The sequence below is a fragment of the Micromonospora sp. NPDC049580 genome (assembly GCF_040675595.1).
In the GTDB taxonomy this organism is placed as follows: domain Bacteria; phylum Actinomycetota; class Actinomycetes; order Mycobacteriales; family Micromonosporaceae; genus Micromonospora.
Genome location: NZ_JBFAPG010000246.1, coordinates 1 through 9,190 on the forward strand (window position 1 = coordinate 1; position 9,190 = coordinate 9,190).

Annotated in this window: 6 protein-coding genes; 3 read left to right on the top strand and 3 right to left on the bottom strand. The window is 74.8% G+C overall.

Annotation, left to right across the window (positions count from 1 at the left end):
- The 3 genes from AB0J68_RS19545 to AB0J68_RS19555 all read right to left on the bottom strand — a co-directional run.
- The coding region (locus tag AB0J68_RS19545; protein ID WP_363939768.1) for a GTP-binding protein at nt 1-1,445 on the bottom strand (1,445 nt) is incomplete at its 3' end.
- Nucleotides 1,442-3,304 carry a dynamin family protein gene (locus tag AB0J68_RS19550; RefSeq protein WP_363939770.1) on the bottom strand — a complete coding sequence of 621 codons (1,863 nt, stop codon included), beginning with the start codon at nt 3,302-3,304 and terminating at the stop codon, nt 1,442-1,444. The genes AB0J68_RS19545 and AB0J68_RS19550, both read right to left, overlap by 4 nt.
- A gap of 115 nt (nt 3,305-3,419) precedes the next feature.
- Nucleotides 3,420-4,307: an IniB N-terminal domain-containing protein gene (locus tag AB0J68_RS19555; RefSeq protein ID WP_354859869.1), complete on the bottom strand. Its 888-nt coding sequence runs from the start codon at nt 4,305-4,307 to the stop codon at nt 3,420-3,422.
- Between the two features lie 297 nt (nt 4,308-4,604).
- Here AB0J68_RS19555 and AB0J68_RS19560 point away from each other — a divergent pair, with 297 nt between their 5' ends.
- The 3 genes from AB0J68_RS19560 to AB0J68_RS19570 all read left to right on the top strand — a co-directional run.
- Nucleotides 4,605-5,870 carry an Hsp70 family protein gene (locus tag AB0J68_RS19560; protein WP_363939773.1) on the top strand — a complete coding sequence of 422 codons (1,266 nt, stop codon included), beginning with the start codon at nt 4,605-4,607 and terminating at the stop codon, nt 5,868-5,870.
- A 5-nt stretch (nt 5,871-5,875) separates the two neighbouring features.
- Entirely contained in the window at nt 5,876-8,452 is a 2,577-nt protein-coding gene (locus tag AB0J68_RS19565; protein ID WP_363939775.1) for a LuxR C-terminal-related transcriptional regulator, read from the top strand.
- Nucleotides 8,453-8,495: 43 nt separating this feature from the next.
- On the top strand, nt 8,496-9,190 hold a 695-nt coding region (locus tag AB0J68_RS19570), incomplete at its 3' end, for a nitrate- and nitrite sensing domain-containing protein (protein WP_363939777.1).

A 9,190-nucleotide genomic window follows, 5' to 3' on the forward strand; every position in this document is an offset into this window, starting at 1 on the left:
GCCAGCTCGGCCAGCATCCCCTCGCAACTGCGGACCACGACCTCGGCGCCCCGGCGCTGGGCCAGCGGGAGCGAAGGATCCTCGGCCCGGTCCCGCCACCGCCACTGGGCGTCGGCGGCGACCTCCCAGAGCCGCTGCACTGTCGCCTCGTGCTCCACACCGAGCCGCGCGGCCAGACCAACCCCCTCGCCGCCCACCAGCCGCTGCGCCTCGGCCGCCAACTCGGCGTCGAAACCGAGACGGGCGTTGCGCAGCGCCACCAGCAGGCGCAGCTCCCGGAACTCGTGCGCACCCGCCAGGATCTGCTCGATGGCGCCGACCAACTCGTCGGCCCCGCGCACCGGCTCGGCCCGGACCAGGGCCTCCACCGCGGCCAGTGCCGAGCGCGCCTTGAGCGTGTCGCGACGATCGACGAAACAGCGGGTCATCGACTCCCGCAGCTCGGTGAGCCCACTGCGCCGGATCAGCTCGGCCGACAACGTCACCCGGGTGTCGAACCCGCCGCGCACCAGGGTCGTCGCGAGCCGGATCCCGAAGAGCCCGAACCGATCCAGCAGACCGCCGCGCACCTCGGAGTCCAGGTGCACCGGAAGCTCGCCCCGGACGAAACGGTCGGCGGAGAGCAGGTGGGCCTCCAGCTCGGCGCGGGACGCCCCGGCCAGCGCCGCGAGCGCGGCGAAGTCGGACTCGCTCAGCATCCGGCCCGCGAGGCCGATCGCCCCGCTGCACGCCACCACGTTCACCGCCAGCGCGCCCACCCGGGGATCCCGGTGGTGCCGTCGGGCCAGCTGACGGGCGGTGAGCAGCCCGTCGATCCGGCCGCCGCCCACCTCGTCCGCCCGGGACAACACCATGATCACGTTCACCGGGGCGGCCTGCCCGACGACACTGTCCCGAGCGGACTCCAACACCCGCAGGTCGCTGTCGCGACCGTCGCGGGTCAGGAACAGCACCGCGTCCGAGTCCCGCAGGACGCGATCCAGCACCGGCGCGTGGCCCTGCTCGTCGACCGCCGCGAGCGCCGGGGTGTCGATCAGCGTCACCTGCCGCAACGCCCGCGTCGGCCACCGCACCACGATGTCGCGCACCTCCCCGACCCGCCAGCCGAGATCCACCCGCATCCCGGTCGCGGACTTGACCACCGTCAGCTCCTGGGGAGGCTGGCCCACCGGGTAGGCGGTGGCGCGCGGCGAAGCGCCGTCCTCGTACCAGGTGAAGACGCCGTCCGCGCCCTCGACCGGCGCGACCTCCTCCCCCATCAACGCGTTGAGCACCGTCGACTTGCCGGCACGCCAGGGGCCGGCCACCGCGATCCGCAGCGGCTGCTCCAACCGCGCCACCTGGTGCCGCAACCGCCCGACGGCCCGCGCGTCGTGCTGGTAGACGTCCATGGCCTGGTGCAGCAGCCCCCACGCCGCCTCGTCCAGCCGCACCCCGACGGTCATGCCCGGGGCTCCAGCAGCACCGGGGTGGACCGGGCGCCGGTCAACTGCTGGGACTGCTCGTAGAGCGCGGCCAGGCGGGTCATCTTCAGCCGGATCTCCCGTTGCCGCTGCTCGCGCACTGCGACATCGGTGTCGGCCTCCTGCTTCGCGCTGCGGAACGACTGCACGATGGCCTCCTGCAACTCCTCGGTCAGCCCCGTGAAGTGATCGCGCAGCATCCGCTGCACCTGGCGGGTGGCGTCGCGGCAGTCCCGAACCATCCGGACGAAGAACTCGTCGACATGCCGCTGGATGGCCGTTTTGACGGTCGCCTGGCGGCGGCGCAGCAACTGCTTGCCCTCGTCGCGGATGCTCTTGCCGCCGAAGAGCGCGCCGATGCCGACCGAGACCGGGTTGATCATCGGCATTCCGGCCAGGGTCGTCGCGAGGCCGAACATCAGCATGCCGCCGTACGAGCCCTTCATGCCGGTGAACAACTTCTGGCCGGTGGTGAACTTGTCGATCCTCGGTCGCTCCAGGTCCGGCAGCCGGTCGCCGAGATCCGCCGGCATCGTCATCGACCAGGGCGGCAGCACGTCGTAGCCGTACCGGTTGAAGTTGGCCGCCACCCGACGCGCGATCCAGTCGCAGCGCTGGATCAGCCACTCGTGGTTGGCTTCCGCGGCCTCGACGAGACTGCGCTCCAGCCACTCGGCGAAGGTGTCCCAGGCGACGAGGGGGTCCGCCGCGTCGAACGCCTCGTCCACGGCCCGCAGGATCTGGCGGGTGCGGTCGCGCAGGTCGTACTCGATGTCGGAGAGCAGGTCGGTCATCTCGTCGGCGAGCGTGTTCTGCCACCGGGTGGAGCAGCGGCGCAGCTCGTCGACCTCCCGCTGGGCGGCGTGCAGCCGGGAGATCGGCCCGGACTGCTCCTCGGCCTCCTGCGTCGCCAGCTCGGCGCGCAGCGGCGCGGCCAGTTGCTCCACCACCGTACGGGCCACCGCCTGCACCGACGCCCGCGCCAGGTGATCGGCCTTGCCGGTCAGGTCCCGTTGCAGGCGGGCGATCAGCGCCGGAAAGCCGGACTCGGCGTTGAGACCGCGATCGTCGGTCGTCGCCGCGCGCAGCCGCAGGGTCGCCGACACCGGAATCAGCGGCGCCGCGACACCGGCGTCGGCGAGGTGCTGCCGGTTGCGCTCGGCCACCGCACGCCAGTCCGCCACGAGATCGGTCTTGCTCTGCACCACCACCACGTTCGGCTGCGAGCGCGTGACGTGCAGCAGCATGTCCAGCTCGGCGACCGAGAGTTCCCGGGTCGAGTCCGAGACCAGCAGCACGGCGTCGGCGCGGGTGGAGGCGGCGACCTCCGCGGCCCCACCGAGCGCCGCGACCTGGTCGGTGCCGGGAGTGTCCACCAGCACCAGTCCGGCGGCGAGCAACGCGCGGGGCAACCCGATCTCGACGTACGCCGGACCGCCGCCCGGCCGCCGCCCGAGCCTGCCGGACACCCCTGCCGCGATCTGGTCGAGCGCCAAGGGGGTCCGCTCGACCAGCGTCGCGGCCGGGGCACCCGCGGCGCCGGCGGGCCGTCCCGACACCGGCGGCGCCTGGACCACGGCCGCGGAGGCGGCCTCGGCGTGCTGCACCACGGTCGGCAGGACGGTGGTACGTCCGTCACCGACCGGGCAGGCCGGCGCGTTGATGATCGCGTTGATGAGCTGACTCTTGCCCTGGTTCGGCTCGCCGACGACCAGGACGCGCAGCTTCGGGTCCAGCAGTTGGGCACGCTTCTGTCGGACCGTCTGAAGCAGGTCGCCGCGACCGTGTGTGTTGCACGTCCGGGCGATCTCGTCCAGTACGTCCAACCAGATCCCCGCCATCACCGCACCAAGTGTGCGGATTTCGGCTCAATTATCAAGAGGGACCGGAAAGGAAACCGGAGAGAGCCGGGCCGCCCGAGGCGACCCGGCCTCCCGCTTCCGACGGGAATCCCCGTCAGAGCAGACCGCCGGTGATGCCCAGCAGCCCGTGGTCCGACGAGGCGGGCCCCCCGTCGTGCAGGTCGCCGGTCACACCGTCGGTGACCCCTCCGGTCACGTCACCGACCGTGCCGGTGACACCGGGGAGGAGACTGTCCACGTGGTGCGTGACGCCGCCCACCACGGACGGGACGTCGACCGGCGGCACCACACCACCGACGGCGCCGTGCCCGAGGCCCAGGCCACCCAGGGTGTCGTGGACACCGAGGGAGCCGACGATGCCGTCGACCTGACCGTGCACGCCGGAGAGAACACCGCCGGTCACGTCGCCGCCGAGCACCGGGTCGGTGACGCCGAGTACACCGGTCGGGTCCCCGACGGTGCCGGTCACGCCGCCCAGCACCGGGTCGGCGATGCCGTCGACCGGCTGCACCACGTCCGCGTCGAGGGTGTGCGCCACGTCGGCCACGCCGGTCAGGTCGGTGTCGAGGCCGCTCGGGCCGACGCCCAGGCCGAGACCCGGAAGCACGGTCACCCCGGCGGCGACGGTCGTCGGGTCCACGGCGATGGCGCCGAGCACTCCGGCCTTGACGTCCACCCCGGCGGGCGAGCTGGTGATGCTGATCTGCTGCGCCACGCTCTGCAGCTGGCCGACCACGTCGGTGGTGTCGGTCACCAGCGGGTCGAACCCGAGCTGCCCGACGGCCGGAACCATCGGCGCGAGGCCCTGTCCCGGCGCGTAGTCGACCACGAGCGGCACCACGTCCTGCACGTCGGCGGCGGTGATGTCACTGAGCCCTGCGGAGTGCAGCGCGCCCTCCGGGTCGAGGTCGAAGGCCGACCGCGCGTCGGGGTTGGTCAGCAGGTCGAGCACGAAGTCGTGGAGGGTCTGTTGCGAGTCCATGTGCCGGTTCTCCTCGGATTGGCGTCGGCGACCGTCGTTCGTCGACAGTGACGTTATTGCGGGGGCCGATCCCGGACATCGGGGCTCGGCCCGCATCCGATCCGGCCGCGTTAGGGCCTTGATCGGCTCCACCGTTAGGGGGACTGGGGGAAACCGTCCCGGGCAGATTAGGGTCCCGACCGGGGAGCGATCTCTGGTACGAACGTAGGAGCCCGCGGGTTTCGCCGGGGGTGGGTCGCCGGGCAGCGCCGACGCCATCGCCACCAGCCGGCCAACTCGCGGAAAGAGAAGAGACGGATGCCGTACGTCCTGGGGATCGACATCGGAAGCACCAACACCGCCGCCGCCGTCGCACGGCGCGACGGCCGGACCTGGACGCGCCCGGAGGCTGTTCCGCTCAACGCCGGCTCGCCCCTCGTACCGTCGGTGCTGCATTTGGCCGAGGACGGCGCCCTGCACATCGGCGGGCCCGTCACCGACGACGGCAGCCGCACCACCAGGGACTTCGTCCGCCGCATCGGCGACGACGTGCCCCTGCTGCTGGGCGGCGAGCCGTGCGCGCCGCAGACGCTCACCGCGGAACTGGCCGCGTGGGTGGTGGAGCAGGTGCACGCCGTGGAGGGCGGCCCGGCCGAGGCGGTCGTGCTCAGCCACCCGGCGGCCTGGCGGCCGTACCGGCGGGAGCTGCTGCACCGGGCGCTCGTCGAACTCGGTCTGCGCACCGTCACGCTGCTGCCGCGTACGGTCACGGTCGCCGAGAGCCACGCGGCCCGCGGATTCGCGGGCACCACGGCCGCCGTCTACGCGTTGGGCGGCGCCAGTTTCGAGGCGGCCCTGGTGCGGCGCACCTCGCGCGGCACCTACGAGAGCTTCGGCACCCCGCAGGGGCTCGACCCGATCGGCGGCGCCGACTTCGACGAACTGCTGGCCAGCCACGTACGCACCGTGCTGTCGCGGGAGCTGGCCGCCACCGGCCGTCGGGAGCACCACGCCGCCCTGCGCGGGCTGCCGGCCGAGTGCGACCGGGTCAAGCGGGCGCTGACCGTCGAGCTGGCCGCCGACGTGGTGCTGAGCCTGCCGACCGGCCCGGCGCGGATACCGGTGACCCGCGCGCAGTTCGAGGCCATGATCCGCCCGACCGTGCAGGCCACAGTGGACCTCCTGTTGCGCACCGTGCACGGCGCCGGCCTGACTCCGACGCAGCTCGACGGCGTCCTGCTGGCCGGCGGCTCGGCCCGCATCCCGCTGGTCACCGAGCTGATCACCGCGGCGCTTCCGGTCCCGGTCGAGGTGGAGCCGGACGCGCAGCTGACCGCCGCCATCGGGGCGGCGAGCGCGGCCTGCCAGGTGGTGTCACCCCGCCCCCGGCACCCCACTCCGGTCCGCGATCCGGCACCGGTCGCCGGCTCCGGCCGGGCCACCATCCCGGCCCTGCGACGACCCCGGGACCACGCCACCGATCCGGGCGAGCCGCCACCCCGCCCTCCGGTCCGGATCCTCCCCCTCGACCTGCCGAAGGCGTCCCGCCTGGCACTGACGCTCAGCCGGGGACGCGAAGGATGACCACAATGATCATGAATGACGTCGTCGAGTCCCGACTGGTGCTCGGCAGAGCACCCCGGGCCCTGCTGGACCGGGTCGCCGACGATCCGACCGGCCCGCTCCTGGTCGGGCTGGCCGGCCCCGCCGGCCACGGCAAGACCGCGCTGCTCGCCGAGCTGACGCGCACCCAGCAACGGGCCGGGGTCACCGTGCGGACGGGCGTCCCGCAGCCGGGCGATCCCGTCGACCCGGCCGAGCTGCTGCTGGTCGACGACGCGCACCTGCTCGACGACGAGCGGATCGGCGTGCTGCTGGGCCTGGTCGCCACCCGGCGACACCGACTGGTCGTCGCCCACCGGCCCTGGCCCCGGTCGGCGGCCGTCTCCGAGCTGACCGACGCGCTGCGCCGCGAAGGGCAGGCCGTGCTGCTCGGCCCGTACGCTCGGGAGCAGACCGCGGCCCACCTCGCCGCCGCCGCGCCCGAGCTGGCCCACCGTGGCGACCTGGTCGACTTCGTGCACACGCAGACCGGTGGCGTCCCCCGCGACGTCGAGCGGCTGACCCGTGGCCTGCGCGCGGTCCCGGGCCTGACCAGCGCCCCGGCCGAACCACCCCGGTCCGTCGTCCTCGAATTCGCGCCGGAGCTGGAGGTCCAGCCCACCGCCGTACGACGGCTGCTGCTCGCGGTCGCGGCCGGCGTGCCGCTGCCGGTGACCATGCTCGGCCCGCTGCTCGACCAGGAGCCGGAGGCGGTCGACGAGCTGATCGCCACGACCCGGGCGGCCGGGCTGATCGGCGCCGACGGCCGGCTCACGCCGATCGTCCGGCGGGCCGTCACCACGCTCAGCCCGGCCACCGAGCGCAGCGCGGTCTGGCGTCGCCTCACCGAGTTGCAGCTCGCCCGGGGCGGCCCGGTGCTGCCGCTGGTGCGCTCGCTGCTCGCGGTGGGCGTGCTCGGCGACTGCCCGGCCCCGACGCTGGCCGCGGCGGCGCAGGAGGCGCTGGCCGACGAGCCGGCCTTCGCCGCCGACCTGTTCGCCGCCGCCACCGCGGCCGGGCACCCGACGAGCGCCCGGCAGGCTCTCGCCGCCGCGCTCGCCGGCAACCTCGACGACGCGCTGCGCCTGGCGGACCGGCTGCTGGCCGCGACCGATCCGACGGACCGCGCCGAGGCGGCCGTGGTGGCCGCGACGGCTCTGGCGCACCGCGGCCACACCGGCCGCAGCGTCGAGCTGTACCGTTGGTCGGGCAGCGCCTCGTCCCTGGCGTACGCCACCGTCGGCGGGCTCGCCACCGGCGATCTGACCGCCGCCGGGCCGCCGGTGGACGGGTCGGCCGGCGAGCCGCCCACCCTGCACGCCAGCGCCGCCCGGCTGATGGCCCAGGGCGTACGCGAGAGCGTCACCGGCACACCGAGCGCGGCGCTCTCCGCCCTCGTCCAGGCCGCCGCGCTGCTGGAGCCGGACGGCCGGGCGGCGCTCCTGCCGGACAGTCCCGCCGCGCTGGCCGCCCTGACCGCCGTGCACTCCGGCGAGCTGGACATCGCCGAGCAGGTGCTGCACCGGGCGCAGGCGGCCGGAGTCGGCGGTCCGCTGATGGCCCGCCGGCACCGGCTGTTGCAGGCCTGGATCCTCATGGTCCGGGGCCAGACGCTCGCGGCGGCCGAACGCCTCGCCACGGTGACCGCCGACGAGCGGCCGTTGGAGTCCCGGGACCTGCTCTTCGCCGCCGCGCTGCGGATGGGCATCGGCCGGCGCACCAGCGACCTCGGTGCGCTCAAGCGGGGGTGGGGCCAGGCCCTGGAGGCGGTGGTCCGCCATCCCGTCGACCTGTTCACGCTGCTGCCGCTGGGCGAACTGGCCATCGCGGGCGCACGGCTGGGCGACGCCGCCCGGTTGGCGCCGTATTTGCGGGAGGGCCGGGCGCTGCTCGACCGGCTCGGCGCCCCGACACTGTGGAGCGTCCCGCTGCACTGGAGCGGGTTGCACGCGGCCATCCTGAGCGGCGAGCCGGCGGCCGCCGACGACCACGTCACCGCCCTGCTGGCCGCCGCGGACCACAGCCGCTACGCCGCCGTGGTCGCCGCGGCCGCCGAGAGCTGGGTCGAGGTGCTGCGGGGCGTGGTCGACCCGGTGCGGGTGGAGGCCGCCGCCCGTGGCCTGCACGACACCGGACTGTGCTGGGACGGCGCGCGCCTCGCCGGGCAGGCCGCGATCCGCACCTCCGACCGGCGGGCGATGACCACCCTGCTGGAGTGCGCCCGGGTGCTGCAGGGCCGGCCGGCCGCCGCCACCGGTGGGCCGCGACCCGCCGCCGGCGAGAGCGCCACCCCGGCGGCGGGCGCCATCGCCGCCCCCACCCAGCAGGGGCTCAGCGACCGGGAGTACGAGGTGGCCGAGTTGGTGCTGGCCGGACTGACCTACCGGGAGATCGGTGATCGGCTGTTCATCTCGGCGAAGACCGTGGAGCACCACGTGGCCCGCATGCGCAACCGGCTGAACTGCGCCAACCGTGCGGAGCTGCTGGCGCTGCTGCGCACCGTCGTCGCCGACCGGGCCAGCGACGCCGCCGGGCAGCCCTGGCCGCAGCGGTCGGCGCGATGAGCCGGACGCGCCACGGGTCACCGCGGACCGGACGGAGCGCGACGTGACGCGCACCCTCGAACGGCGACTGCGGGTCCGGCTCGTCGCCGCGGCGGCGGTGCTGCTCACGCTCTGGTCGTACGCGGCCTACCTGACCGGTCAGGACGCGGTCGACCTGCTGCGGGTGCGGACCCTGGCCGACACCCTGGGCCAGCCCATCGACCGGCTGATCCTCGGCCTGCAGGCCGAGCGCCGGGTGACCGCCGAGTCGCTGGCCGGGTCGGCGCCGGCGCGGACCGCGCTGGCCGGCGCCCGCGAGGTGACCGACCGGGCGGCGGCGGACGTCCGGGCGTTTCCGACCGGCCGCGATCTGCGCCTGCTCAGCGCCGGGGCGGTACGCGACCGGGCCGAGGCGCTCGTCCGGCGGTTGAACGGGCTGGGCGCCGTCCGGTCCCAGGTGGACGCCGGGTACCTCGACCGCACCGGGGCGATCGACGGGTACGACCAACTCGTCGACGCCGCCTTCGACGTGTACGGACCGGAGTGGGGCGCGTACGAGAGCAGGTTGGCGGTCGAGACCCGCGCGGTGATCGCGCTGGCCCGCGCCCGCGAGCTGCTCGCCCGGGAGGACACCCTGGTCAGCGCCGCCGTCCTGAGCGGTCGGATCAACGCCGAGGAGCGGCGCCGGCTTGTCGAGCTGGTGACCACCCAGCGGTACGCCCGCGCCGAGGCGGCGGCCGGCCTGCCGGCCGGCGGCCG